This is a genomic window from Gammaproteobacteria bacterium (genome assembly GCA_041395725.1).
Classification (GTDB): domain Bacteria; phylum Pseudomonadota; class Gammaproteobacteria; order Pseudomonadales; family Pseudohongiellaceae; genus NORP240.
Genome location: JAWKZW010000001.1, coordinates 2,278,434 through 2,303,773, shown reverse-complemented (window position 1 = coordinate 2,303,773; position 25,340 = coordinate 2,278,434). Strand labels below are relative to the sequence as shown.

The 25,340-nt window shown below is 57.7% G+C and carries 21 protein-coding genes; 6 read left to right on the top strand and 15 right to left on the bottom strand.

Annotation, left to right across the window (positions count from 1 at the left end):
* Nucleotides 1-13: 13 nt before the first annotated feature.
* Nucleotides 14-1,288, bottom strand: coding sequence for an HDOD domain-containing protein (locus tag R3F50_10160; GenBank protein ID MEZ5490668.1), 1,275 nt, complete (start codon nucleotides 1,286-1,288; stop codon nucleotides 14-16).
* Between the two features lie 277 nt (nucleotides 1,289-1,565).
* Between R3F50_10160 and R3F50_10155 the strand changes: the two genes are divergently transcribed.
* From R3F50_10155 to R3F50_10145, 3 genes are all read left to right on the top strand, one after another.
* Nucleotides 1,566-3,437, top strand: a complete 1,872-nt coding sequence (locus tag R3F50_10155; protein ID MEZ5490667.1) for an amidase — start codon at nucleotides 1,566-1,568, stop codon at nucleotides 3,435-3,437.
* 993 nt (nucleotides 3,438-4,430) lie between these two features.
* Nucleotides 4,431-5,453, top strand: a complete 1,023-nt coding sequence (locus R3F50_10150) for a DUF3187 family protein (GenBank protein MEZ5490666.1) — start codon at nucleotides 4,431-4,433, stop codon at nucleotides 5,451-5,453.
* Nucleotides 5,454-5,527: 74 nt separating this feature from the next.
* Nucleotides 5,528-6,541, top strand: coding sequence for a DUF3943 domain-containing protein (locus R3F50_10145; protein MEZ5490665.1), 1,014 nt, complete (start codon nucleotides 5,528-5,530; stop codon nucleotides 6,539-6,541).
* A gap of 1,194 nt (nucleotides 6,542-7,735) precedes the next feature.
* On the opposite strand, the gene R3F50_10140 is transcribed toward R3F50_10145, so the two are convergent.
* From R3F50_10140 to R3F50_10120, 5 genes are all read right to left on the bottom strand, one after another.
* Nucleotides 7,736-8,239 (bottom strand): lipocalin-like domain-containing protein, encoded by a 504-nt coding sequence (locus tag R3F50_10140; protein ID MEZ5490664.1) that lies wholly within the window; start codon nucleotides 8,237-8,239, stop codon nucleotides 7,736-7,738.
* A 34-nt stretch (nucleotides 8,240-8,273) separates the two neighbouring features.
* Entirely contained in the window at nucleotides 8,274-9,353 is a 1,080-nt protein-coding gene (locus R3F50_10135) for an alpha/beta hydrolase (GenBank protein ID MEZ5490663.1), read from the bottom strand.
* Nucleotides 9,354-9,361: 8 nt separating this feature from the next.
* Nucleotides 9,362-9,886 (bottom strand): isoprenylcysteine carboxylmethyltransferase family protein, encoded by a 525-nt coding sequence (locus R3F50_10130; protein ID MEZ5490662.1) that lies wholly within the window; start codon nucleotides 9,884-9,886, stop codon nucleotides 9,362-9,364.
* Nucleotides 9,887-10,215: 329 nt separating this feature from the next.
* Entirely contained in the window at nucleotides 10,216-11,922 is a 1,707-nt protein-coding gene (locus R3F50_10125) for a DUF2207 domain-containing protein (GenBank protein MEZ5490661.1), read from the bottom strand.
* Nucleotides 11,922-12,470, bottom strand: a complete 549-nt coding sequence (locus R3F50_10120; protein MEZ5490660.1) for a LemA family protein — start codon at nucleotides 12,468-12,470, stop codon at nucleotides 11,922-11,924. Before R3F50_10120 ends, R3F50_10125 begins: the two co-directional genes overlap by 1 nt.
* Nucleotides 12,471-12,661: 191 nt before the next feature.
* Here R3F50_10120 and R3F50_10115 point away from each other — a divergent pair, with 191 nt between their 5' ends.
* Nucleotides 12,662-13,681 (top strand): hypothetical protein, encoded by a 1,020-nt coding sequence (locus R3F50_10115; protein MEZ5490659.1) that lies wholly within the window; start codon nucleotides 12,662-12,664, stop codon nucleotides 13,679-13,681.
* A gap of 56 nt (nucleotides 13,682-13,737) precedes the next feature.
* A complete protein-coding gene (locus R3F50_10110) occupies nucleotides 13,738-14,613 on the top strand; it encodes a dienelactone hydrolase family protein (protein ID MEZ5490658.1) in 876 nt (291 codons plus the stop codon).
* 366 nt (nucleotides 14,614-14,979) lie between these two features.
* On the opposite strand, the gene R3F50_10105 is transcribed toward R3F50_10110, so the two are convergent.
* Nucleotides 14,980-16,113 carry an FAD-binding oxidoreductase gene (locus R3F50_10105; protein MEZ5490657.1) on the bottom strand — a complete coding sequence of 378 codons (1,134 nt, stop codon included), beginning with the start codon at nucleotides 16,111-16,113 and terminating at the stop codon, nucleotides 14,980-14,982.
* A gap of 51 nt (nucleotides 16,114-16,164) precedes the next feature.
* Between R3F50_10105 and R3F50_10100 the strand changes: the two genes are divergently transcribed.
* Entirely contained in the window at nucleotides 16,165-16,356 is a 192-nt protein-coding gene (locus tag R3F50_10100) for a hypothetical protein (protein MEZ5490656.1), read from the top strand.
* Between the two features lie 131 nt (nucleotides 16,357-16,487).
* On the opposite strand, the gene R3F50_10095 is transcribed toward R3F50_10100, so the two are convergent.
* From R3F50_10095 to R3F50_10060, 8 genes are all read right to left on the bottom strand, one after another.
* Nucleotides 16,488-18,083 (bottom strand): amidohydrolase family protein, encoded by a 1,596-nt coding sequence (locus R3F50_10095; protein MEZ5490655.1) that lies wholly within the window; start codon nucleotides 18,081-18,083, stop codon nucleotides 16,488-16,490.
* The gene (locus tag R3F50_10090; protein MEZ5490654.1) at nucleotides 18,076-19,455 is read right to left on the bottom strand and encodes a serine hydrolase domain-containing protein; all 1,380 of its coding nucleotides are present in this window, start codon (nucleotides 19,453-19,455) and stop codon (nucleotides 18,076-18,078) included. Before R3F50_10090 ends, R3F50_10095 begins: the two co-directional genes overlap by 8 nt.
* A gap of 177 nt (nucleotides 19,456-19,632) precedes the next feature.
* Nucleotides 19,633-20,301, bottom strand: a complete 669-nt coding sequence (locus R3F50_10085) for a hypothetical protein (protein MEZ5490653.1) — start codon at nucleotides 20,299-20,301, stop codon at nucleotides 19,633-19,635.
* Nucleotides 20,302-21,132: 831 nt separating this feature from the next.
* The gene (locus R3F50_10080; GenBank protein MEZ5490652.1) at nucleotides 21,133-22,104 is read right to left on the bottom strand and encodes a hypothetical protein; all 972 of its coding nucleotides are present in this window, start codon (nucleotides 22,102-22,104) and stop codon (nucleotides 21,133-21,135) included.
* Nucleotides 22,105-22,315: 211 nt separating this feature from the next.
* A complete protein-coding gene (locus R3F50_10075) occupies nucleotides 22,316-22,855 on the bottom strand; it encodes a hypothetical protein (GenBank protein ID MEZ5490651.1) in 540 nt (179 codons plus the stop codon).
* A gap of 137 nt (nucleotides 22,856-22,992) precedes the next feature.
* Nucleotides 22,993-23,436: a GNAT family N-acetyltransferase gene (locus R3F50_10070; GenBank protein MEZ5490650.1), complete on the bottom strand. Its 444-nt coding sequence runs from the start codon at nucleotides 23,434-23,436 to the stop codon at nucleotides 22,993-22,995.
* An 80-nt stretch (nucleotides 23,437-23,516) separates the two neighbouring features.
* Nucleotides 23,517-24,209, bottom strand: a complete 693-nt coding sequence (locus tag R3F50_10065; GenBank protein ID MEZ5490649.1) for an aspartate/glutamate racemase family protein — start codon at nucleotides 24,207-24,209, stop codon at nucleotides 23,517-23,519.
* An 82-nt stretch (nucleotides 24,210-24,291) separates the two neighbouring features.
* On the bottom strand, nucleotides 24,292-25,245 hold the full coding sequence (locus R3F50_10060; protein MEZ5490648.1) for an aldo/keto reductase: 954 nt from the start codon (nucleotides 25,243-25,245) through the stop codon (nucleotides 24,292-24,294).
* Nucleotides 25,246-25,340: the final 95 nt, after the last annotated feature.

Here is a 25,340-nt window from a genome sequence, read left to right as displayed (position 1 = left end):
CCTGTGGCGTGGTTCAGTCCTGCAATTTGGAAAACAGCTGCGCAGTCCAGGTAATGGACTCGACGTAGCTCTTGATCAAGTCCCCGCTGTGCAGATCTTTCACCTGAATGCTCTCCCACTCGCCTTTCTCATAGAGTGTAATGGCTTGCAGTAGCTGGCCGAATTCGCCGTCACCGCCAACCAGTGCCTTGACGATGTGGTCAGCCAGAGGAAGCTGCCGCAGTATCTGCTCCATGGGCTGGTCCATGATGGCATCGATGGAAGAGAACAGGCCGGTAATGAAACCAGCCTCGCTGTCAAATCCACACTTGGCTGCCAGGGTCTGCATCATGCGGGCACGGCGCAGGCTCAGGGACAGAAGCTCCTGGGGTTTGTCATCGATATCGGTCATCACGATGATACACATCCAGTCACGAATGGTTTTGAGACCCAGTGCGACTATTGCTTCGCGAACCGATTTGATTTCCCGACGGAAATTATAGAATGCCGAATTGATGATACGCAGAATCTTGTAGCTGATACCCACATCCTTGCCGATCAGACTCTCCAGCTCGGAGATGTCACAATTAGGGTCCTGCAGCTTGGCCAGAACCTGCAGGACTGCCAGCCGATTGGGTTTGATGGACTGGCCGCTGAGCACCATCGGCTTGCAGAAGTAGAACCCCTGGAAATAGTCGAACCCCATCCGTTTGCAGAGTTCGAACTCTTCGTGGGTTTCAACTTTTTCAGCCAGCAGCTTGATGTTGCGGTCTTTCAGCGCCCTGACCTCTGCTTCCAACTGGCCGATGTCGCACCCCAGCAGGTCAATCTTCACAATATCGATCAGGTCGAACAGAGGCTCCTTGTCGTCGGTAAAAATATAGTCGTCCAGCGCCAGCGTATACCCCTTCTCCGACAACACCTGCAGCCCCCCGACCACGGCGTTATCGGCGACAACGTCTTCAAGCACTTCCACTACCAGAGATTTGGAAGACAGTGGCAGGGGAATCTCGCCGACCAGAAACTCGCGGGTAAAATTGACAAAAACCTGGCGGTTTTCGGCAATGTCCTGAATGCACATGTCGACAAAGGCGTTGAGAATTACCTGGCTGCTTGCAACACTCCCATCCTTTATCTGGGCCGAGTTGTTTCCGCAACCACGAAACAGCAACTCATAGGCAAAAACATTGGAGCTGGCATCGAAGATGGGCTGGCGCGCGATGAAGATATCGTGGCTGCCAGTGGGTTTTCTTACGACCTCGGGTAACCCGGTTGTCAGCGCGGCTCTGGTTCCTACAGCGTGTGTCATTTTCATTGTCCTTGTACTTCAATAATTCTGGCGTGTATGTGAATTCTTGGCCCGTGCGAATTAAACGACCGAACCTATGCTTGCCTTAAGTACTAACGAAAGAATTGATGAACTGATTCGCAGAACACCCTGAAAGACTACTCAGTATGACGGGAATCACCGCGCGCATCCCCGGAATTACGGGGGGTGATTGGATTGTGTATAATCCATCGCAGGCTGCTCTACTCCGCCGCGGCTGATCGAAAAATCTATTACCAGGCACCCCAAGGAATTACCCATGAAACTCAGACTCGTGTTAGCCCTTGCCCTACTCACTGGCAGCAGCCTGCTTCAGGCTCAGAGTCAATTTGAAGTCACCGAGGCGAGTATCCTGGAAATGCAGTCGGCCCTGGAATCGGGTCAGGTGACTTCAGTTGAGCTGGTGCAGAAATACCTGGCCAGAATTGCTGTCTACGACCGCCAGGGCCCTGCGCTCAACAGCCTGGTGCGCGTGAATCCCCGTGCCGCTGAGATTGCCGCCGACCTGGACACCGAGCGGCGAAGAATCGGTTCCCGGGGCCCCCTGCACGGCATTCCCGTTATCGTTAAAGACAACTACAACACCGACGACATTCCCACCACCGGTTCGTCTGTTGCGCTGGCCGGCTTCATCCCCACTGCCAATGCCACCCAGGTGGATCGACTGATCGAGGCCGGTGCGATCATACTCGCCAAGTCCAACCTGCACGAATTCGCCTACGGTATTACCAGTATCAGCTCACTGGTCGGGCAGACCCGTAACCCTTACGACCCCCGTCGGGTGCCAGGCGGCTCCAGTGGCGGTACCGGCGCGGCCGTCGCGGCCAGCCTGGGTGCTGTCGGGATGGGCTCGGATACCTGTGGGTCCATCCGCATACCCGCCGCCTTCAACAACCTGGTCGGGCTGCGGCCCAGCAAGGGCCTGAGCAGTATTTATGGCGTCATGCCGCTCTCTCATACCCAGGATGTCGCCGGCCCCCTGGCCAGAGAAACTGCCGATCTTGCCATCGTGCTGGATGCCGTATCCGGTTACGACCCCAACGACCCGGCAACCGCTATCATGACTGGTCAGCCGGCACCGGGGTTTCTCGAGCGGCTGGATAGCGAAAACCTGGCCGGACTCAGACTGGGCCGACTCACCGACTATTTTGATCGAGCCGACAGTGGTGTAACGACGGTAATCAATGCTGCCCTGGAATCGCTGAAAGCAGCAGGCGTGGAAGTCGTCGACATAGAGATTGCTGAGCTTGGCGCACTGATCGCACAGTCCGGCCTGATCGGTTTTGAATTCCGGAACGACCTGAATGATTACCTGACCACTTTCGGCAGTGAGGGCATCAATAATCTGGCGGCAATCGTCGACCAGGGGCTGTACCACCAGGCCGTTAGCGGCTCGCTGGTCCGAAGCCGCAACGGTGAGTTTAACCAGCAGGCCTACGAGGACGCCTACGCCATCCGGGCGACACTGCGGGAACGGATTGAGGAAGTACTGGAGGCGCAGCAGCTGGATGCACTGATCTACCCACCCATCGGCGAACTTCAGGTTTTCACCGGCGAATCACAACCGGGCAATAACTGCAGTATCAGTGCCAATTCCGGCTTGCCGGCCATCAGCCTGCCAGCCGGCCTTACTGCTGACGGGCTGCCGGTCGGAGTTGAATTACTGGGATCGTTTCTCAGCGACACGCGACTGGTGGCCATTGCCCACCAGGTCGAAAAGCTCATTGAACCGCGGCACATGCCTCTTACCACGCCGCCACTGGAACGTTACGGCGCCCCCGCGCCACAGGTCACCGAATGGACTTTCGAGAGCAACGGTCTGAGACTGGCCGCTCAGCTTTCCTACCACCAGAGCACGAGGAGAATGGAATTCTCAGTCAATAATACTGGCATCGATACCGACAGCCTGTACGCCCTGACACTGATAGTCGACGAAGCGCCTGTCGGAGAGCTCAATGACCCGGTTGTATTCAATCTGCTGCCACCAGGTTCGTCATCAAACCAGGGGGGTGTTTTCGTATCCCCGGAACTTCATCAGGCCATCCTCGATAACAGACTCTACCTCGGCGTTTTTGCCCGCGGCCTGGACAGCACGGGGGTCAAAGAGCGGCTTCTCTTTTCCAGCCAGTAAAGTGCCATGTCGCGCTGACAGATGGCACCTGGATTTCGTTGCTCAGCTATAAGTCGAGGGCTTTGGGATTCCTGTTGGATCGAATGTAGGTTTTCTGATTGATTTGGAACTGTGATCTGGAAGAGGCCGCACCGGCCCAGGGGAATCTGATCCTCCGCAACTTGCACCCCTCCGGGGTTCCCTCCCTCGGTCAGGAGCCCGCAAGCGGTCTCCTTCGGTCAGTCGGTGCTGCGTTCTGATTGCTCCGTCCTCAGATTCCCCTGACCCGGTGCTCCGTGCGAGACCTCTGGCTGCTGCGCTCTGGCAAGCCTTGTGAACCCTCTCGGTTGAATCGTTGAAGCTCGATTCATACCGACACAAGCCAATCGCTGCCGGTGTTTTCGAAGCCACCTGACTTCACTCTTGACTGAAGCCTGAGGCCTGGTCAGGCAGGGGAGTGGTGCGGCTGCAATCAAGGACCAGCGCTGAACGGCGAAAAATGACCGCCCCCCAGGGCATTTTTCAGAGTGAAGGCACCCCGGAGGGGCGCGGTCCGCAGCAGCACCACTCCCCTGCCTGGCCAGGCCGTTCGAAGCCACCGATTACTGATTACCAATTCACCAATCAGCCGCTCTCTCCCAAAAAGTGCATTGCAAAAAAGCTTTCCCACAACACTCGCTCTATATCTGGCGACACAAATGCCTGTAGACACAACAACTGTTGGTGAGCTCTTCAGGCTTGCTGAGGCCTGCGCGACAAAAGCGTGTGCCCGCCCGGAGGCCGCACCCCTGCCAGGCCAGGCCGTTCGGAGTCACTGATAGCCCGCTCACCAATATATCGCTGTACTAAAAATGAGATAAGAGAACGTTTCCTGTGATTCCCGCACTCCCTCAAAAAACCCCGCCCACCGATAGGTCAATCGAACCAGCCAGGCACAGGATAAATAAATGCCGGGCCAACCTAATCCGTGTAACATTGCGATCACAAATCCATCATCAGTTTCCGGAACCAGTCGTGTTGCACCACCTGTCGGGGCATAGAAAAACCTTATCAGCAGTGTGGATTGTAGCGGCACTCTGCAGCACACCGTCGGGTGCGGCAGAGAACGCCTACCTCCCCATCAGAAACCACAATCCATTCCTGCAGATTTTCGGCCTGCCGCAGTTTCAGACCGGCAGCCTGACGCCCGCCGGGCGCTCGGTAACCCAGCTGTCCCTGGATGTTGCCAACCACTCCGATGCCGGTGGCAGCGGGCCGGAAACGGCTGTCATAGACGGGGAAAGCTATTACCTTAATTTTGGCTGGCGACGGGGCTGGTCTGAGCGCCTGGAAGTAGGCCTGGCGTTACCACTGGTTGCGCATCAGCGGGGCTTCCTGGACGGCCCGGTCAAGCGATGGCACGATCTTTCCGGCCTCTCCAACGGCAATCGTCAGGGCCGCGACAATCAGCTTCTCTTCTCCTACGCGAGATCCACGGGGCCTGGTTTCCGGCTGGATTCACCTAATCTGTCTGTGGGTGACCTGAGATTGACGGCCGCCTGGTCGTTGCGCAAATCTGCGGACGACAGCGGCCTGGCGTTTAGAACGAGCCTCAAACTGCCGACTGGCGATGAGGATAAACTTGCTGGCAGCGGCGCGGCCGATTTAGCAATGGGGATTTACGCAACAGACAACAGCCTGCTGTCCTTCAGCCGACTCAGTGGTACTGCCTTTGCGGGCGTGTTGCTGCTTGGCGAGGGCAATGTCCTTCCCTCCCGGCAGAAGGAGTCGGTAGGCTTTGCCGGCGTTTCCACAGCCTGGCAGTTCAGCGAGACGTTTGCCGTTACCGGTCAACTCTATGGCCAGAGTGCCTATTTTGACAGTGATATCGACGAAATTGGTGGAAACTCCGTGCAACTGGCCGTTGGCGGCAGCTACCGGCCACGTAACAGCGCCCTGGTATTCAGCCTGGGCATCATCGAAGATCTGTTTTCGGATGCTACCACTGACGTCGCCTTTCATTTCGGCATTCGTGCGGGCCTTGGTCAGCGTCGGTGATGGCTGTTAACTGGCAATCGACTCCTTGGAAGTATTACACTCGACCCAAATCATCAAGAAAGCGATCGCTGTTAATGGGCCGCATCAAGTATATTCCACGTCCCGCTACCCGACACTTTGACGACAGGTACTCAAACTATTCCGCAGGTCTGCAAGCCATTCTCTATGGGCTGTTGTTGTGCCTGCTGCCGTTTCAATCTGCGGCAGGACAGCCGCTGGATTCCAATGCCGCCATAATCAACAACTCCGCCAGCAGCCCGGGTTCCGGGGGAACCCCGGACTGGCAGGGCTTAAAGCGGGACACCTGGTATTTTGTGGGCGCTCAGGTTGCGTCGCTGGGAGTGCTCTATGCGCTCCCGGAGAGTGTCTCAAACTGGAGCGAGGAGCAGAAAGACAATTTCAGCCTCGAAAAATGGCGGGAAAACGTGTCAGATCCTCACCTGGACAAGGACGATTTCTACCTGAACTATATCCTCCACCCCTACTGGGGCGCCACCTACTATGTACGCGCCAGGGAACGGGGCTACGGCAGGCTGGATTCCTTCTGGTACTCGGCATTTCTTTCGACCCTTTACGAGGTCGGCCCCGAAGCACTGTTTGAACAACCATCGATTCAGGATCTGATTATCACGCCGGTGTTCGGAGCCTGGCTGGGCGAGTACTTCATGGGCATCCGTAACGCCGTCCGGGAACGCGCATCAGCGCGGGGCTACCGCACCCGCGGCGAAACCTGGACCTGGTACCTGACCGACCCTCTGGCGCTGATCAACGGTGGCGTCAGTCGACTACTGGGGCAGCAGGCCAGCCTGAGCTTTCGACCATTGATCGGAGTCACCCCGGCTCTCTTGCAGATTCGTGAAACCACCTCTCTGTGGGTTCCAGGACCCGGCGCCCGAGGACGGGTCCGGTTGCCAGCCCTGGCGGCAGGCTATCCGTTCCGCCGTCTGGCGGGTCAGCTTTCCGGAAACCCTGCTGGCCCGGCTTACCTGCCAGATGGCCTGGGTAATCCGCTGTATCAGTTTCAGACCGGATCGCGACCGGGCAGTGGGCAAGGGACTGCAGGCATTTCCATCACCCTCAGCTGGTAAAGTAACGCGTAGCATCAGGATACAATGACACCCACCAATCGCCGCTGCTGAATTCGAAGCCGCCTGACTTGAACTTGCGCTGAAGCCTGAGGCCTGGTCAAGCAGGGGTGTGGTGCGGCTGCAATCAAGGACCAGCGCTGAACGGCGAAAAATGACCGCCCCCCAGGGCATTTTTCAGAGTGAAGGCACCCCGGAGGGGCGCGGTCCGCAGCAGCACCACACCCCTGCTTGGCCAGGCCGGTCGGAGCCACCGATTACTGATTACCAATTCACCAATCAGCCGCTCTCTCCCAAAAAGTGCATTGCAGAAAAGCTTTCCCACAACACTCACTCTATATCTGGCGACACAAATGCCTGTAGACACAGCAGAGCTGTCGGAGAACTCTTCAGGCTTGCTGAGGCCAGCGCGACAAAAGCGTGTGCCCGCCCGGAGGCCGCACCGGCCCAGGGAAATCTGATCCTCCGCAACTTGCATCCCTCCGGGGTTCCCTCCCTCGGTCAGGAGCCCGCAGGCGGTCTCCTTCGGTCGGTCGGTGCGGCGTTCTGATTGCTCCGTCCTCAGATTCCCCTGACCCGGCGCTCCGTGCGAGACCTCTGGCTTATGAGTTCCTCCAAGCCTTAAGCTCTATCTCGGATGAAACGTTGAGCATGCTTCTTCCTGGCGCTCGCCAATCGCCAGCGAACCCTGATTGAGCCTCAAGACGAACATTGAAGGCACCCACCAATCGCTGCCGATATTTTCGAAGCCGCCTGACTTGAACTTGCGCCGAAGCCTGAGGCCTGGTCAAGCAGGGGTGTGGTGCGGCTGCAATCAAGGACCAGCGCTGAACGGCGAAAAATGACCGCCCCCCAGGGCATTTTTCAGAGTGAAGGCACCCCGGAGGGGCGCGGTCCGCAGCAGCACCACACCCCTGCTTGGCCAGGCCGGTCGGAGCCACCGATTACTGATTACCAATTCACCAATCAGCCGCTCTCTCCCAAAAAGTGCATTGCAGAAAAGCTTTCCCACAACACTCGTTCTATACCTGACAAAACAAATATCTGTAGACAAAGCAGCTGTTGGTGAGCTCTTCAGGCTTGATAAGAGTTTCGGGATAAGGGCATGTGCCCGTCAGGAGGCCACGACTTGCCAACGGGATCGCGCGAGACCCCAGCAGGGCACGGGCTACAGGCTGCCCGTCTGCCGATTGGTGGCTACTGCCTGCGCCAGGTGAGCGTGGCGGTGATCCGACCGCTCGAATCTTTCAATGAAAGATGCAACAGATCCCCATCGAACTCGAAAAACCGGATATTGTCCTGACCTACCCACTGGGCCGCACCGGGTGAGCCTTCAACATGATGGATAACCCGGCCATTCTCGGCATCGACGGTAAACTTCCCCCAATAGGCGAAGCCGCCGGTCACCCGCTCGGTGGATCCCTGCGCCTCGAGCGGGAGATCCCTGGGCATACCCAGGCCCATCATGTAGCCGGCCTCGTCGTAACGAAGGCGCCCGCTATATTTCATATCCACCGGACCACCGCTGTCCGGGAAGCGGACAAAACTGACCAGCGCCCAGTCGCCAATAAATTTCGCGTTTGCTTCGGCGCGCGCCTCCGCAGCCTGAGAGTTTTGCATACCTGTTACCGATACCAGACACAGCAGAATTGCCGGGATGATTCCTGCCTTGAATGTGTTAAGGAACCTCTGATTAATCATGACGACCCTCCTGTTTCACTGCAGAACTGCCTCTTCAAGCGATTTTACGATTCATCCAGTCAATGATTACCCGGTTCACTTCTTCAGGTTGCTCCTGCTGTGTCCAGTGCCCACTGTTCATGACTGTGTATTTCTCAAGATCGGAGATGAAATCCTCCATACCGTCAGCGGACGACGGCGGCAGAATGACATCGTGATGGGCACCGACGTACAGGCAGGGAACTTCAATGGTAGAAGGTGTCTCGGCCAGGATCGCACCCATCTTGTAGGCATTGCGATACCAGTTGAGACCGCCTGTGAATCCGGTTGCCTGGTAGGTCTGCGTAAAGTAGTTCATGACCTGCTCCGGCAGAAAGACTTCTCCAGGCAGATCGCCGCGCTGAATCAGGGTCAGCAGATCCATCTGGCGCTCCGGTGAATCTTCCGGGAAACGGACGAAGGCATCCCGATCCCAGATACCCCCTCGACTTAACACAAAATTGAACGTATGACCTACATCCGCCTCAAGCACTGCCTCTGCCCGACCCGGCTCAATGAAAGTGGCCTGGTAAAAATTGGGACTCATCACGATAAGTGATTCTTCGCTCCGCTCGGCCGGCGGAAGATCCGCAGGCCTCGGCGCCGCCGTGTTCAGACCGATCACGCCGAGGCACCGATCCGGGTGCAGGCGCGCCATCGACCAGACCACGGCACCACCCCAGTCGTGACCGCAAAAAACCGCCCGGTCAATATCCAGAGCATCCAGCATGCCAGCCAGGTCATCGCAGAAAATCTGCATGTTGTATTGTTCAGGATCTGCCGGCCCGCCGGTCAGACCGTAACCCCGCTGATCGGGGGCAATGGCCCGGTAGCCTGCCGCGCTGAGCGCGTCGATCTGGTGCCGCCAGGAAAAGGCCAGCTCCGGGAACCCATGGGAGAAAACTATCGCCGGGCCCTCACCTTTTTCGTACACGGCCAGGTTGATCCCGTTGGTTGCTACGAAGCGTGGCTCCGGCATCAACGGAGCCTGTTGCACCTGCCCCCTGCCGCTGGACTGGGCGAACAGCGGCGGCAAAGCCGTACTCAGGCCGGTTAACAGTGACCACTGATTAAACTGACGACGTGATAATTTCATTGCACCCCCTAAAGCCAGCGCCTTACTTTTTCTTTGTATCGACGATACTCTTCCCCAAATTTTTTCTCCAGGTATTTTTCCTCTTTGGCTATGGCGGTATGGAATACCACGAAAACCGACGGAATAAAGCTCAGGGTCATCCACAGGCTGTTCTGAGACAACCCGATGCCGATTGCAAGGAAGCAGAAGGCGACATAGATCGGGTTTCGGGAATACGCATAGGGGCCGTGATCCAGCACGCGCGTGGTGGGTTTCCAGGGCTCGATACTGGTTTTATGCCGGTGGAACATGAGGCCGGTTCCGAGCAGCCCGATAATGGCCAGAGCACAAAGCGTGACGCCTCCATACAACAGCAGCAGCGAATCTGTGATCCCCCATGGCCAGATCAATTGCAACCCCAGCCCTGCTGCCAGGAATCCCAGAAACACCAGTGGCGGCGGTACCCGGACTCCGGGTCCCCTGCGGTCCCCGCCGGTAGAATGTTCAGTCTGCTGGCCAGGCAAGTGGTTCTGTAGTTCTTGATTGTCTGCCATTGTTCTCTTTCACCCCTGGTAATTTTTTTCCTTTATTGTCCCGGGAACCTCGTTGTCCTGGATCCCTGGATAGCCCTGATTTCCCGGTACAGAAATACCTGGCCTCCGAGCGCCTGTCGGACCTTTGCCAGGCGTTGCTGCGTGGCGTGTCGTACCGCTTGTTTCCTTGCCTGTTCCGTTATCTGGCGCTACGCCCGGTCTATTTCTCCTGGTCTGTCGCGAGGCCGGATCCTTCACCAGCCAAGACAATTAACCCACAAGGCACGCCAGGGCCCCTATTCAATGCCAACTGGCCGGGCTGGGCCGCAACGCAGCAGCTCCCGGAGGCTCTACCAGCCACCACCCCCACCGCCTCCACCGCCACCCCCGGAGAATCCACCGCCGCCAGAGCCGGAACTGGAACCCGGCGGAGTGGCCGCCGAGGCAATCGCTGCGGTAAACCCCTTCCCCAGATTACCACTGAAACCCGCCAGGTCATGGGTGCTGAAGTGCCCGCGGTACCAGGCCGGTTGATAGACCTGCCCCTGCTGTGCGTCAAGGCTGGCAAACACTGCACTGAATCGTTCAGCCCACGGCTGTTCGACACCCAGGGCGATGGCGAAAGGCAGATAGCGCTCGAACAGCTGCGGTGTCAGCTGAGGAGGATGCCTGAGATCAAGATCGTCTTTTTCCGCCACTTCGAGATACTGTTTGAACCCTGCCAGGTTGTCCAGCAGCAGTCTTCCTTTAGGCGTTGGCGCTCTGAGCAGCCAGGCAAACACAGCCAGCAGCATAACCGTCAGCACGGCCAGCGCTACAACGGCCGGCGAAAAAAAAGCAAACACGCCAACACTCACCAGCATCAGCGCCAGCAGCAGGATGCAGGGCAGAATCAGGGCGGTATTTTTCCTGAAGTAAATGCCCTGATAGTCCCTGCGCAGGGCCCTGGCATGGGCGGTTCTGGCGCGGGAAATGAGCCGGTGGTTTTCTCTTTCCAGTTCTACCACCCGCCCTTCAGCAAACAGCTCGCGCAACAGTTGCTTTTCACCCGCCGCCAGCGCTGTCTGCGAGTCCAGTTTCTCCAGTACGTAGTCATTACCGGCGCTGACAATCTTCAGATGTTGTTTTACGGCCAGGTTGATGATCGCCGCAGACAGCGCACGGTCATCGTAACCCATTCTGGTAATGTAACGGGCCGAGGCCGGGGAATAGCCGGCCGGGGGTTCGTAACGAGGGAAAATGACGCCTGCTTCCGGGTCGCGTCCGTACCGGCCCCACATCAGCAGCAGGTACGCCCCTGTAAGCAGAAAGTTCAGCAAGGCCAGCAGCAGACCCAGATTGTCTTCGAGCAGAAAACCGAACTGTTGCAAGGGCGTGGGTTGTTGAACCACGCCCTTGGGCCAGCTCATTGCCAGTGTGAGGCCCTCCTGTGGCGCCAGCACCCGGGTGGTCTGAATCCGCGCTCCACCGTCAAAAACCCCGACCTCATAATCCAGACCGGATTCGCCCTCGCGACCGGTATAACCTTCCATGCGGATGTCTCCGGCCGCGACATTTCCCGGCAACCTGATCCGGGCACTGGCCGCATCGATCGCAAACTCCCAGCCAACACCGGTTACGTTCCAGTACAGCTCATCGTAATCCTGAAAAAACCCCAGTTGCCGGTCTGTTCTGTACCGAAGGGTATATCTGTATTCGCCCGGTGACAGAAAGGTATCTGCCTCTCCGATACGGACTCGGACGCCGTTGGATAGACGCTCGCTGACCCAGTGCTCAGACTGCCCATCACGCTGAACGCTCAGAATGTCAAACTTCACCACCACGCGATTGCCGAGGCGGTCCCGGTAGCGGGTTGGAAAATCACGAAAAATGCCGCGCCTTATCCTGTTCCCTTCGGCCCGGACCCTGATGTCTTCTTCCACGGTCATAGAACCATCAACTGCAATGCTGATCACGCTGTCGTAGGACAGTATCCGCTCCTGGGCCACGCTTACTGCGGCGCCAGCGCAAAGCAGCACCGCCAGCAGAATTTTTGCCTTCTGGCAGTAAAAACCCATTAACTGAGCTCCGCCCGAGGCGCTTGACGTTCTCCACTATTCTCAATGGCGAAATATTCAGCCGGCTCGAAGCCCAGCGGGCGAGCCAGCAGCAGGTGGGGAACGGACTGAATACGGGTGTTCAGCAGCCGCACAGCACCGTTGTAATAACGCCGTGCATACTGGATGTGATCCTCGACTTCAGTAAGCTGTTCCTGCAGCTGCTGGAAGTTCTGATCAGCCTTCAGCTCCGGATAGGCTTCGGCCACCAGCAACAATCGCTCAACGGTTCTCTCCATGGCCTTCTCGATTACCGCCTTGTCCGGCAGGTGACTGGCCCCTTCACTCTTGGCCCGCATCTGCGTAACGGCCTCCAGGGTAGCCTTTTCGTAAGCCGCGTAGGCCTTGACCGCGTCGACCAGCTTCGGCACCAGGTCGTAGCGTCGCTTGAGTTGTACGTCGATATCGCTCCAGGCGGCCAGCACCCGATTGCGATCCCGAACCAGGCGATTGTAGATCCACGCCGAAGCGGCGAGCAGTACAATCAGGATAAGCGCGAAAACAAACATGCTGCCAGTATAGGGGCAAGCACTGTCAAAGAGAACCTCGCCAGCCTGGCCGGGACTGTCCGGCCGGAGTCAGTATCACCCGGGGGCACTACCCACAACTGGACGTGTGGACAGGCTTCTGCCAGCATTGCCCTGCAGTCTCATACACGCCCAGGTAATAACTCCCAGTCAAAAAAGAAGGAGGACATATTTTGCAAACAACTACCCATACCGGATTGCCAGGGGTAATCCTGCTGGTGGTGGCACTCACAGTCAGCCCGGGGCTTTCCGCGCAGGCGGTAGCAGTCAGAAATGATGCACCCCGGGTCGGTCAGCAGGAAGTCCTGATGCTGCGCCATGCGTTTCTGGAAAAGGGCGGGTACCAGACCTGGTACGAGGCCAGCCGTGAAGGCGTCTGGCCATGGTTTGAGAAAATCGGCGCACGCATCGTCGGCGACTGGCAGGTCGTCCACCCGGATGGCGGCAGTGAGTACCCGCACCTGGACGAGGCCTGGCGCCTGGCCCGCTATGCCAGCTATGAACACTGGCAGGCGACCCGGCCCAGCCGCTCCGCCGCCGCGGGACAGACTGGCGGATCAGACCTGCTGGGCGGGAACGGCCCCGATCAAAGGAAATCCAACGCCTCCATTGCCCGGCGCCGCACTGTCGCAAGGGGTTCTAAGGGCGGTATTTTTCTGCAGGGCTACATGGCAGAAACCCGCCCGATCTATATGCCCGGCAGCGGCGAGGCGTTCCGACAGGTCACCGGCGGCGGTTCGACTGACAGCAATGCAATCGCCGTTCGCCATGACGTTGCCCGCCCCAATGAAGACTTTCTGGCCCTGATGTACTGGAAAATCCGCAAGGGCAGTTTCGAGGAGTTCCACGCCCTGACCCGCGACGGCATTTATCCCTTTATGGAAAAAATCGGCGTACGCCCGGTGGGGCAGTGGCAGGTGCTTTACCTGCCCGATGGGGTCCCGGTTGAAAGTCCCGAATACGACGAGGTCTACCTGCTCGCCCGCTATGCCAGTTACGCCCACTATCTGGCCACTCAGCGCCCCGGGCAGCTTGGCGGCAACGGAGGGGATTTTGAAGCCTTTCAGGCTGCCCTGCGCCGCCGGCAACCCCTGACCCTGGAGTTTTCCACCCAGTTCCTGCAGGGCCCGCTGTATGCGAGCCCTCCCCTGTATATGCCCGCCTTGAACGAATCCTACAGAAGGATTGATTGATCGAAAAGGATAAGAGATAGTTAGACACATAAGACCAATGGAGAAAGGAGTAAGTCATGTGTGACGAAATCACCCAGAAAGATGCTGATGAATTCATGAAACGCCGGGGCGTTTCCCGCCGCAAGTTTAACAAGATGTCCGCCACCGCCGCGCTGGCGGCGATGCTGCCACCGGTAGCCAATGCCCAGCCGGTTTCGGGCCGGGACGTGGAAATCACCACGCCGGACGGGGTGGCGGACTGCTACTTCGTCTACCCCTCCCTGGGGGCGCACGCGGCAGTGCTGGTATGGCCCGACATTCTGGGTCTGCGACCGGCTTTTCGTGAAATGGGCAAGCGCCTGGCCCGGTCCGGCTATGCGGTCCTGGTTGTAAACCCGTTCTACCGGGATGCCCGTTCGCCGGTGGTTAAAATGGGCGCCAGCTTCAGCGATACCCCAACCCGGAACATCGTGCTGCCCATGGCGCGCAATCTCAACGCCGACACCCATTTCACCGATGCCCGGGCCTTCATTGGCTGGCTGGATCAGCAGCCTGAGGTGGACACCAGCCGCGGCGTTGGCACTACCGGCTACTGCATGGGTGGCCCGATGGTCATGCGTACCGCCGCAGCGGTGCCGGATCGCGTCAAGGCGGGCGGCACTTTCCATGGCGGTGGTCTGGCCACCGATGCGCCGGACAGCCCTCACCTGCTAATCCCGAACACCACGGCGGCTATGCTGCACGCGGTCGCAGAAAATGATGATGCCAACGACCCGGACGCCAAATTCATCCTGCGTGAAGCTTATGGTGCAGCCAGAATTCCGGCCGAGGTGGAAGTCTACGAAGGCACTCTGCACGGCTGGTGTGCCATCGACTCGCAGGTCTATCACCAGGAGCAGGCCGAGCGGGCCTGGAGCCGACTGCTGGCGCTGTTTGACGACGCGCTGGCCTGATCGGGATCGTGGCGGCGACCTGGCTTTCAAAAGCCGACACGTCGTTCGGAAGTCAGAAGCAGAAAGCCCCACCTGAGTGGGGTTTTCTGCTTCTGGTCCGGTGCGGTAAGGTGAAATTGCGCTGGTTATCCGACAGCGCATGCGGCTTCGATCTGCGCGACTGTCGCCGGCCTTGAAACCACGCTCCCTGCGAACGCGTGAGGTTCCTAAAAAGCCATAAGTATTTCCTTTGACCCGAGCAGCTTTGTTGATCTTTCCCGATAGAATTTCCAGAATGACTACACCGTAGTGGCCAGGCGATTCCGTGGATAAATTCGCAAGCGTCAATCGACCAAAGGCGCAATTTTATTGAATGGCACCGAGGCGTTACAGAAACCGGTCGGGGGCCACTTCCTCTCTAAAGCTCAATACCGGTGAAAAATCAGCCGACAATGTAGCTCCGGTGAGCAGCGAGTTTGTCAGTTGCGACAGCCCGGGTGCGCTCTGCACACCATAGCCACCCTGGCCAGCCAGCCAGAAGAAGCCGGTAATACGCGGATCGAAGCCAACGATGAAATTTCTGTCAGGAGAGAAAGTCCGTAATCCAGCCCAGCTATGCTCGACCCGCTGGACGTTAATCTGAGTGGCCTTCTGGAAGCGGTCTATGGCAATCGCAATATCCAGTTCCTCCGGTTGTGCATCACAGGGCCCGCGTGGCGATTCGTCGGCTGGAGAGATCAACAGCAGACCTGCATCGGGTTTGAAGTAAAAGTGTTCATCAATATCAACCACGAGAGGCCAGTCAGCAACATCGAGCTTCTCGCCCTGGTTGGCAGATTTATTGGGATCAATCAGAACCGCAGTGCGCTGCATCGGTTGCAGCCCCAGCCCGGAAATTCCTGCCAGCTCACCCACCTTTCCCGCCCAGGCGCCGGCCGCATTCACGACGACTGGTGCTGAAATGAAGCCGTCACCGCAGCGTAGCATCCAGAGCTGACCGTCGAAATGAAGCGACTCCAACTGAGTGTTGCACTTCAATTGTCCTCCCCGGTCTCTGAACTGGCGCAGGTAACCCTGCAGGATGGCGTCAACGTCAAGGTCGCCGCAGTTACCGTCTCGCAGAGCACCCTCTACATAACCCCGATTGAGAATAGGCACCTGACGGCAGGCCTGATCCGACGAAAGTGCCTGCAGGGATGGTATTTCCCCGCGCATTTGCTGCAGCGCAGACCACTGGTCTGCCCTTGCGATAAACAGCGAATCTCTCGGTCGCAACAGTGGCACTTCGGAAAATCCGTCAGGCGGATTTCGAAAGAAATGTTCACTGGCCGCAGAGATGCCGCGAACCACATCGCTGCCATAGGAAGCCGCAAAAAAGGCAGCCGAGCGCCCGGTAGCATGGTATCCGGGTCTCTCTTCCCTCTCCAGAATGGCAACCCGGGCGCTGCCTGCCAGTTCTGCTGCGACCGAAGTGCCAGCGATACCAGCCCCTACAACCAGAAAATCAAAATCTGCCTTCATGCGACCCCGCCTGAAAAAATAATTCACCCAAGGCTCGATTCAGCTGAACACTTGAACAGCTGGACAGCTGACAGAAAATTATCGCCTCCGGTCATTGCGAATCAGCACCACGCCCCGGGTCAGCAATGGTACTACAACAATTCCGAGGAAGAGATAAGTGGCATAAGTGTAGCCCTGGCCGATCAACCCTACGATGCCTGTTCTATCGGCCACGAGAATGGCAATTGCCATGAACCCAACTGAAATTACGGGATGCAAGAGCTTTGGGAACTCCACCAGCTCACGGCCGGTCGCGTAGCCGCCACCAACCATAGTGGATTGAAAGATGAGACCCGGCACGATCAACCGGTTGAAAGTGACGAAGCCCGGGCCGGTTACTGTTCTGGGGTTAATCCTGTCACAGCCAATCTGTTGACCGACCGTGGTGTATCCCGGCGCAGCACCTGACCGGAGCTTGCTCCCGTGGCTGCACCGTTGCGCCAGGCGACCCCGCCGTTCACCAGCGTATAGATAATGCCTTCTGACATGAGTACCGGATTGTCATAGGTAGCATGATCGCTAACCCTGTCAGGATCGAACACCGTGATGTCCGCGATTGCGCCCGGCCTTAACAGTCCGCGATCAGTCATTCCTATCGTCTTCGCAGGTAACCCGGTCATCTTGTGAACCGCCTGTTCCAGGCTCATAATGCCCTTTTCTCGCACGAATTCACCAAGGACTTTGGGGAAGCTTCCCCAATAGCGAGGGTGGATCTGTTCGGAAGTAGACGCACCGCAATCGCAGGCAATCGATGCCGTGGGATGTTGCATGATCTCGATCAGATCGGCCTCAAGCCCGAATCGGGCGATAATGGCCTGGCCAGTTTCTTCCAGTAATTGAATGACTGTCTCACCAGGAGAATCTAACCCCAACTCCTGCATCGCCGCCGAGAGCTCCAGCTGTGAAAGAAGCAGGTAAACACCTTCGTAGCCCCCGAAACGTAACTGCATGGCGCGCTCGGCTTCCTCGATTATCTGCTGCCTCTGCCCGGGGTCACTGAAGCGGGCAAGCATGGCTTCCCGCCCGCCGGCCTGAGCCCAGGCTGGAATAATAAGCGATTGTAATCCGATCTGGCCTGCCAGGTAGGGGTATACATCGGCAACCGCACCGCCCGTGAACGAAGTGCTGGTGGTGGCCATTCGCCCAAGTATGGTGGCTGCACTGCCCTGCTCCCAACCCTGTACCTTCATGTGGGTGATCAGCGGTATTAAGCCGCTCGCTTCGCCGATCGCTAGTGTCTCACTCATTCCGGCAATGGAACTGAAATTGCTCTCGGGCGTCAGGCGATCGTGATTGGCAAACACCACGCCCCAGTCAGAAAACGGAGAGAGAATTTCAATGACTTCCTCTGTGGTTGCGTAATACCCCGGCACGTAATCGAGGCCCGCGGATACACCCCATGCACCGGACTGCAGACCACTCAGTATGAGCGACTGCATCGCTTGAATTTCTGATGCTGACGGCCTTCTCTCCTCCAGCCCGACCACTTCACGCCACACACTGTTGAAACCAATCATCATCCCCACGTTGAGAGCAAGGCCACCACTGGCGAGCGAGTTCAATTGTGTTCCCAGGTCGATCGGCCCGCCGCCATCGGCATTGATGATCTCGGAAGTCACGCCCTGGCTGAGCATATTCACCGCCGTTGGCAGATCGCCGGGCACGGCGTGGCTGTGGATATTGATGAAGCCGGGGGCCACAACCAGACCCGTTGCATCCAGTTCTTCCCGGCCTTTGACAGTGCCAAGCTCGCCCACGGCGACAATTGCCCCGCCAGCGACGGCGATATCCCCTTCGAACCTGGCGTTGCCACTGCCATCAACTACAGTCCCGTTACGGATAACAAGGTCGTAGGCTGGTGGCCCGGAACAGGACAGAAGAGCTGTTAACGACACAGCCAGTATTGAAAAGCGCATGATAAATCTAGTCATCGACAGCCCTGAGTACGTAGTGGCTAGCGGGGGAATCGATCCGCAGAATTGGTTCTCCCCCTCTGGTATCAAAAATGTATCGGGTATCGTTCAGGGCGAACACGTTGTCTCCAATAAAGGTCAGGGATTCTGATGGCCGTGCAGTGTCTCCCGCCTGCACCACTGCGGTGAGCTGGCCGTCCACCACGGCTGTGGTGACCGTATAGATCGCGCCACGCGCCGGCCCGCGAAACGTTCCTGCAAAGGCTGAGGTATCTTCGGGCAGGGATTGTGCACGGTATAACTCCCTTGTCCCAAACAGTTCTTCTCCGATCTGATTGGTTATGGCGGCCGGGCCTGGCGGGCCTCCGGTATTCTGCAGCACAACAACAGTCAGGTCTTCATCAGGGTAGTAACGGGAATGGGAGAGAAATCCATCGATCCCCCCGCCATGCTCAATGATTCTGCCGGTAGGGTGCTCGTAATGTACGAGCCCCATGGCATAGCGCACTGGCGTACCGTCGTCCAGCGGCACCGGGGTAATCAGCGTAGCGTAAAGCTCCGGAGAGAGGAGCTCACCTTTATGCAGAGCCTGATTCCAGGCCAACAGATCCGAGACGGTAGAGCAGAGTGATCCCGCCGCATAGGGCCAGGTGTGATCATGGTATCTGGCAAGGGTAAGTCCCCCCGGCGTGTACTGATAACCCTCCGCCTTGTTTAACACCAGCTCTTCATTGCTGCAGTAGGAGCTGTCTGGCATACCCACCACATCGAACAGATGTTTCTGAACATACTGTTCAAATGGCTGACCGGACACCGTCTCGATAATCAGACCCAGCAGGAAATAGGCTGAGTTGTTGTAAATCATCGCTGCGCCCGGTTCAAACTCGTAAGCTTGCTTCTCGATCAGGCGCAACAGGACTTCCCGGGGCAGTTTGCGCTGACTGATCTCCCTGAATTCTGCCATCTCGGTAAAACCCTTGATGCCCGAAGTGTGATCCATCAGCCTTCTGATCGATATCTGTCGGCCCTGCGTGTCGAAATCAGGGAGATACTCGTGTATGTCCGCGTCCAGATTCAGCCTTTCCTGCCCAGAGAGCTGCAGTATGGCGACCGTTGTGAACTGCTTGGTAATTGAACCGATCTCATGCACCGCATCCAGTGGCATCGGCACCTGCCATTGCAGGTTGGCATGACCATAGCTCTTGTTGAGCAGCATCTCATCACCGCGGATGACGCCAACGCTGAGGCCAGCTATTCGGGTGCCCACGTGTTCTCTCGCAATGGAGTCCACCAATGCCTCCAGATCTGAAGGCTGGGCTTGTAAAAAATGGGGTAATAGCGCGGTTGGAAGTAGCGCGACCGTCAAAAAGCAGGGGAACAGTTTTCTCATTAAACACCTTGTCAGGCCGGAGTTTTCTTGTTCAGATCCCAGATCGAATCAGCGTACAGGGCCAATGTAGGGTAGCTTCGCCGCTGCTGGCATGCAACAAAAAAGGCCCCACATTCAACTTCAAACTGAGCCCCGCATGCTCGCCGGAGCCACTCAGATGCAGCCCTAAGTCCAACCCTATCCCTGGGGTGGCGCAGACTGACCCTGATCAGGCGCTGGTTGCAGGCCTGTCGCCGGCGTGCGCACGGGCGGGGTCACCGATGTTGCTGGATTGCCTGGGCTGACGGGCGCTTCCAGACCCTGATTCTCCTGTTCCATCATGCGGGCTTCCTGGTCCCGACGTAATTGCTCCGAACTTTGAATCATATTGCGGCCGGTCGCGACGAGATTCTGCCCTTCGAACACGATGCTGCGGCCTTCCTCTATGCGCTCATTGCCATCGGCGATGCGTCGATTGCCCTGTGAGATGAGGTCCTCGCCCTCCTCCCAGACATTCAGGATTTCCCTGAGTTTATTAATTTCCTCCCGCAGTTCCTCGGGTGACTCAGCTTCGCCCAGGTCGCGGACTGTAAGCAGGTAGTTGTCCTGGCTCACGTTAACCAGGTTGGTACCGTTACCGACCATGGTTTCGCCGTCACTGATTATGCTCTGACCACGAAGAACCCGCTCCTCACCCCGGGCAACCTGAGCTTCACCCAGGCTCACCGCCTCCTGGCCGTCCTGCCACATTGCCACCGGATCGCCCGCCAATGCAGCCTGGCTGGCTTGAAATTGGGGCGATGTGGCGCAGGCTGTCAGACCGGTAAGCAGGAGCACAGAGAGAATTCTAAGATGAGAAAATTTCATAACGGGATTCCAGAGGTGTCTGCGGGATTTGTAATTTTACTGTCAATGGGTTGTTTTAGATACCGAGTCCTGGGGTTCAGGTAGCAGGGCCGAATAAACGAGACCAGCTGGAAGCTTTGTCATTTTTCGCCGTTCAGCGCTGGTCCTTGATTGCAGCCGCACAAGGCCCCCGGCAGTCCTCAGCTTGAAGTTGTGTAAAAGTTTACTTTGCATGGCTTCGATTCTTGCGCGACTGCGATTATGGCTACAGGGTTGCTGACGGATTTAACAAACCGGAAAGTTGCACTCCAGCCTGCATGACCATGACTCAGGCTTCAGCAAAAAGCGCAGTCAGGCGGCTTCGAACACATCGGCAGCGATTGGTGAGTGTCAAAAAGGTGGGTGTTATAAACGTTCGTCTTGAGGCTCAGTCAGGGATCGGTGGCCATCAGGGAGTGCCAGAAAGAATCGTGCCTGAACGTTTCAACTGAGACAGTTCACAAGGCTTGGAAGAACGCAGAAGCCAGAGGTTTCGCACTGAGCGCCGGGTCAGGGGAATCTGAGGACGGGGCAATCAGAACGCCGCACCGACTGACCGAAGGTGACCGCCTGCGGGCTCCTGACCGAGGGAGGGAACCCCGGAGGGGTGCAAGTTGCGGAGGATCAGATTCCCCTGACCCGGCGCGTCCTCGAATCATGCTACTTACCGTTCCAGTCCTGCGTTACTTGCAATAAAAGAGCAGAGAGTGTGGGTTGCCTCGAGAGACAGCAACCGGCGACTCAGATCAGCCCGCGCCGATGCGGCCTCCGGACGGCACAGTCGCGCGTCCGGGAAGCCAACAGGATCACCGGTTACTGACCAACATTAAGCTTCTGGGTCCAGAAAATATCTATATTGCCCAGACTGTTGTCCTGGCGGTTCGAGAACCAGCTGAAGGTCTCCCCGCCGGGCGGCAGAGCCGGGCACATATCACTGGCGGCAGTATTCACGTGGGGCCCCAGGTTAAAGGACGGCCCCCAGTTGTTGGGGCCCAGTTGCATGCTGCCCCACAGGTCCATGTCTCCCAGCCCACCCTCGCGATTGGAGGTGAAATACACCACGCCGCTGGTGTCCTGGGTGAAATGGAATTCCTCGGCGGCGGTATTGATGTTGGGGCCCTGGTTTACCGGTTCCATCCAGTTGCCGCTGGCATCCTGTTGGGAGCACCAGATGTCGGAGCCGCCATAGCCACCAGCGCGACGGGACGCGAAGCACAGTGTCTCACCATCCTGCAGGATGGCCGGGCAGTGTTCATTACCTTCATTGGTGCTGATGGGGTAACCCAGCAGCTCCGGCTCGGTCCACTGGCCATTTACCTTGCGGGTGACAAACAGGTCCGTGGCATTGTTGGGATTGCTGGTAGCGAGGCGGTCCGACTTGAAGTAGATCGTGTTGCCATCGGCCGTGATCCAGGGCTCCCTGTCGTCGCCCCGGCGCAGCCGGTCCACGTCGGTGGCCGGTGCCGCATTAATCGGGATACCCATGTTTTCCGGCTCGTTCCAGGTGCCGGTCTCCGGATTGAAGGTTGCGATGTACAGATCTTTCGGGTCACCGGGCGCGACTGCCATGTCTTCCCTGGCGCTGCAGAAAACCATGGTGCCGTCATCGGCGAAAGAAAGCTCACCCTCCGCCCACATGGTGTTGATGGGGGCGCCGAAATTATGCACGGCCAGATCCACCCAGGACTGCCCCTGGGCCCAGACTGAACCGGTGGTCAATAAGGCGGCGCCACAGGCAACCGACGCCAGAACACCGCGATTCTTACTGTTTTTTATTGTAGCCATCACTTTACTCCTTGGATTTGGATGAATTTATCTTTGCTATTTACCGAAATCTGCTGATCTGAGAATACGGTCGGACCCTGACTGACTGTTGAAAAATTATTGCGCGGCCAGGATCTGGCTGAAAACAGGCTCATCTCATTCACGTCCTGAATACTGCGCCTTTTTGCCAGTTTCTGCCTGGCAGGCCCTGCCCATGACGCTATTCAACACGCTAGCTGGCGTACTCAATCCGGTATGTCCACCAGCGCTCTGCCCGCGGCGCACCGGGTGTCGGCGCCCCCACCGGATTCGGCAGGGAGTTGAGCTTGGCATCCCGGGCCTGCCAGGCACGATCCATCTCCGCGGGGTCCGTGACCCGATTCAGCACTATCGGGTATACCACCCCGTTCAGCCTCAGGCGACCCTGCTCATTTTCTCCCACCCGGGCAGCCCAGTATTTGGTGTCACACACCGAGCAGCTGAGATAGAGATTGCCGTCAGGGGTCGCCATGCAGTTAAGATTGATGGAATGGGGGCGGATGCCGGCCCAGATCTGAATCTGGCAGAGTTCAACCTGGTTGGCAAAACTCCAGTCGCTGACCGGCTGTTCCGGGCGTTCGCCAAACAGGAATCCCCCGGGGGTACGTTCGCAGGGACAGATAGAGGAGTAGATCATAAACCCGAGAACCGCTGCGACCACCAGGCCGCCAAGCCCTCCGCCAAGAATGATCGGCAATCTGGATTTCCCGCCACCTGTCGTCAGCTCACTCATCAGCTCTCTCCCGTTGTTTATTGTAATTTTCTTGTAATTTTCGCTTTCTGGCCCCGTTACCGGGGTTTATGGCTCGAGTCTAAAATATGCACACAGCGGCCGCAATTAGAAAATCAGCCTGGCGCTGCCCCATAGCCTCAGGGATAGCGCCAGTTGCGCAGCAGCCTGGTATGGGCCCCGTCACTGTCTATTTCCCGGAACCCATGGCGTTTGAACAGCGAGCAGGCCCTGTTGCCGATCAGCAGGCTGACCACACAGTCGCGTTGGTCTTTGTCGCAGCTGTAAAGGATTCTGTCCAGCACCTGGGATCCGATACCTTGATTCTGGTGCTCGGGAAGCAGGTAGAAAGCGCCCAATCGTACTGCTTTCTCCCGCCGGTCCACTGACACCGTGCCAATGGCAGCGCCATCGGCGTAGATGACAGACCAGGGCTTTTCCTGCCAGTCCTTCTCGTGCAGGCCCCGCTGGTATTCCTCGTGCCAGCCCCATCTGGATTCGATCAGGGGGCCCAGGGCCTCATGCTTGACACGATAGAGGAAATCTCCGTCATTGTCCCCTGCGGGACGAATTTCTATATTCATGACCGTTCCTGAGTTCAGCCAAGGAACCTCAGATCTACTGCTGCGATGCTCTTTGGAAGTCTGATCAGAGGTTCCCTGATCTATGCAAGAGCCAACTCCACCGCCTTGCGGGCATGCACCGCCGTGGTATCTATAAGCCTGACATCGGTATCGCTATGACCGATCAGCATGCCTATTTCAGTGCAGCCGAGAATAATCGCCTCAGCCCCCTGCCCGGCAAGCTGATCGATGATACGGAGGTAGTCAGCGCGGGACTGCGGTTCGATCCTGCCGAGACAGAGTTCATCGTAAATTACCCGATGGACCCGGTCCCTGGCCGCTGCCTCCGGCACGATCACTTCGATCCCGTACTTTTCCTGCAGGCGTCCCTTGTAGAAGGTCTGTTCCATGGTAAAGGCAGTACCCAGCAGGCCCACCCGACGGATACCGGCCTGCACAATTTCCTCGGCGGTCGCATCGGCAAGATGCAGCAGAGGAATATTGATGGCAGACTCGATGGCAGGCGCCACCCTGTGCATGGTATTGGTACAGATCAGCAGGAAGTCCGCGCCGGCCCGTTCCACCTGAGTGGCCGCCTGAACCAGGACAGCCGTAATGCGATCCCAGTCCCCGGCGCGCTGCATTTCTTCCAGCGGCTGAAAATCCACACTCACCATGACAATCCGGGCTGAATGCAGGCCGCCCAGTGCTTCCTTCACTCCCTGGTTGATCGCCCGGTAGTAACCTGCCGTGCTTTCCCAACTCATACCACCAAGCAAACCTATAGTTTTCAATAGAGCCACCTGCTGAAGTGCAAGCCCGCGAAGGGCCTGCGATTAACGAACGCAATGGATTGACGCAGATTGCCTGACATTATTACTCGTCCCAGATCCCCCCTATGGTATAGGGACTGTGCCTGCCTGCAAAGAAAGAGCCGGTCACATAGCGGTAGTGGCGATCCAGCCCGTCGATACGTGCCATCTCCGCGTCGTCCAGCGTGATTGCCGCGGCCTCCAGATTACTCTTCAGGCGCTGCGGATTGACCGACTTGGGGATCACGGAAGTACCCCGGTTCACCGCCCAGGCCAGCAGTACCTGTGCCGGTGTGATCCCACGGGCGGCCGCTATTTCCGCTATCACATCGATGGCCAGCAGGTCGGGCTCATCCTTGGCCTTGAAGGCCGGGTTCCGGTCCCGGGACCCCAGGGGGGAATAGGCGGTCAACAGAATCCGGTTGCTGTCGCAGAATTTCTTCAGCTTCTGCTGGGTCAGGAGCGGGTGCAGCTCGACCTGATTGACACTGGGACGAATGCGACACCCGCCGAGCAGTGTCTGCAGCTTGGTGACGCTGAAATTGGAAGTCCCGATATGGCGGGTCAGTCCGAGGTCGACACAGGATTCCATGGCGCTCCAGGTTTCGGGGAGAGGAACTTCATTCAGGGTATGAAATTCTTCACGCCCGTGAGGAAAACTCACCCCTTTGCGGAAAGCAATCGGCCAGTGCATCAGATAAAGATCGAGGTAATCCAGCTGCAGATCCCCGAGGGTTTTCTCCAGGGCCGGCTGTACGTCTTCTTTTCTATGTGAGTCATTCCATAATTTGGAGGTTATCCATAACTCGGAACGCTGCACGTCGCCGCCCGCCATGGCATCTGCCAGGGCCTTGCCTATCTCGGCCTCATTGCCGTAGATGGCTGCACAATCAATATGCCGATAACCGAGGCGAACAGCTTCGCGAACCGCCGCGTAGACCTCACCGGGTTCCGATTTCCAGGTGCCCAGGCCCAGCGCCGGCAAACCGTACCCGTTATCACAAACCAATTTTTTCATTACAAAAACTCCCGCAGAGCGTTGTGGCAATCAATCAGAGGCGACCTGATATTTTCCCGTTAACGACCCGGGACGGATGCGCCCGGATCCAACCC

Bases quoted from the DNA above. Each gene is read 5' to 3' on its own strand.
- R3F50_10135 (MEZ5490663.1), bottom strand. From the start codon at position 9,353: ATGAAATTATCACGTCGTCAGTTTAATCAGTGGTCACTGTTAACCGGC.
- R3F50_10140 (MEZ5490664.1), bottom strand. From the start codon at position 8,239: ATGATTAATCAGAGGTTCCTTAACACATTCAAGGCAGGAATCATCCCG.
- R3F50_10075 (MEZ5490651.1), bottom strand. From the start codon at position 22,855: ATGAGTGAGCTGACGACAGGTGGCGGGAAATCCAGATTGCCGATCATT.
- R3F50_10090 (MEZ5490654.1), bottom strand. From the start codon at position 19,455: ATGAGAAAACTGTTCCCCTGCTTTTTGACGGTCGCGCTACTTCCAACC.
- R3F50_10160 (MEZ5490668.1), bottom strand. From the start codon at position 1,288: ATGACACACGCTGTAGGAACCAGAGCCGCGCTGACAACCGGGTTACCC.
- R3F50_10130 (MEZ5490662.1), bottom strand. From the start codon at position 9,886: ATGGCAGACAATCAAGAACTACAGAACCACTTGCCTGGCCAGCAGACT.
- R3F50_10155 (MEZ5490667.1), top strand. From the start codon at position 1,566: ATGAAACTCAGACTCGTGTTAGCCCTTGCCCTACTCACTGGCAGCAGC.
- R3F50_10125 (MEZ5490661.1), bottom strand. From the start codon at position 11,922: ATGGGTTTTTACTGCCAGAAGGCAAAAATTCTGCTGGCGGTGCTGCTT.
- R3F50_10095 (MEZ5490655.1), bottom strand. From the start codon at position 18,083: ATGACTAGATTTATCATGCGCTTTTCAATACTGGCTGTGTCGTTAACA.
- R3F50_10105 (MEZ5490657.1), bottom strand. From the start codon at position 16,113: ATGAAGGCAGATTTTGATTTTCTGGTTGTAGGGGCTGGTATCGCTGGC.
- R3F50_10110 (MEZ5490658.1), top strand. From the start codon at position 13,738: ATGTGTGACGAAATCACCCAGAAAGATGCTGATGAATTCATGAAACGC.
- R3F50_10120 (MEZ5490660.1), bottom strand. From the start codon at position 12,470: ATGTTTGTTTTCGCGCTTATCCTGATTGTACTGCTCGCCGCTTCGGCG.
- R3F50_10060 (MEZ5490648.1), bottom strand. From the start codon at position 25,245: ATGAAAAAATTGGTTTGTGATAACGGGTACGGTTTGCCGGCGCTGGGC.
- R3F50_10080 (MEZ5490652.1), bottom strand. From the start codon at position 22,104: ATGGCTACAATAAAAAACAGTAAGAATCGCGGTGTTCTGGCGTCGGTT.
- R3F50_10070 (MEZ5490650.1), bottom strand. From the start codon at position 23,436: ATGAATATAGAAATTCGTCCCGCAGGGGACAATGACGGAGATTTCCTC.
- R3F50_10085 (MEZ5490653.1), bottom strand. From the start codon at position 20,301: ATGAAATTTTCTCATCTTAGAATTCTCTCTGTGCTCCTGCTTACCGGT.
- R3F50_10145 (MEZ5490665.1), top strand. From the start codon at position 5,528: ATGGGCCGCATCAAGTATATTCCACGTCCCGCTACCCGACACTTTGAC.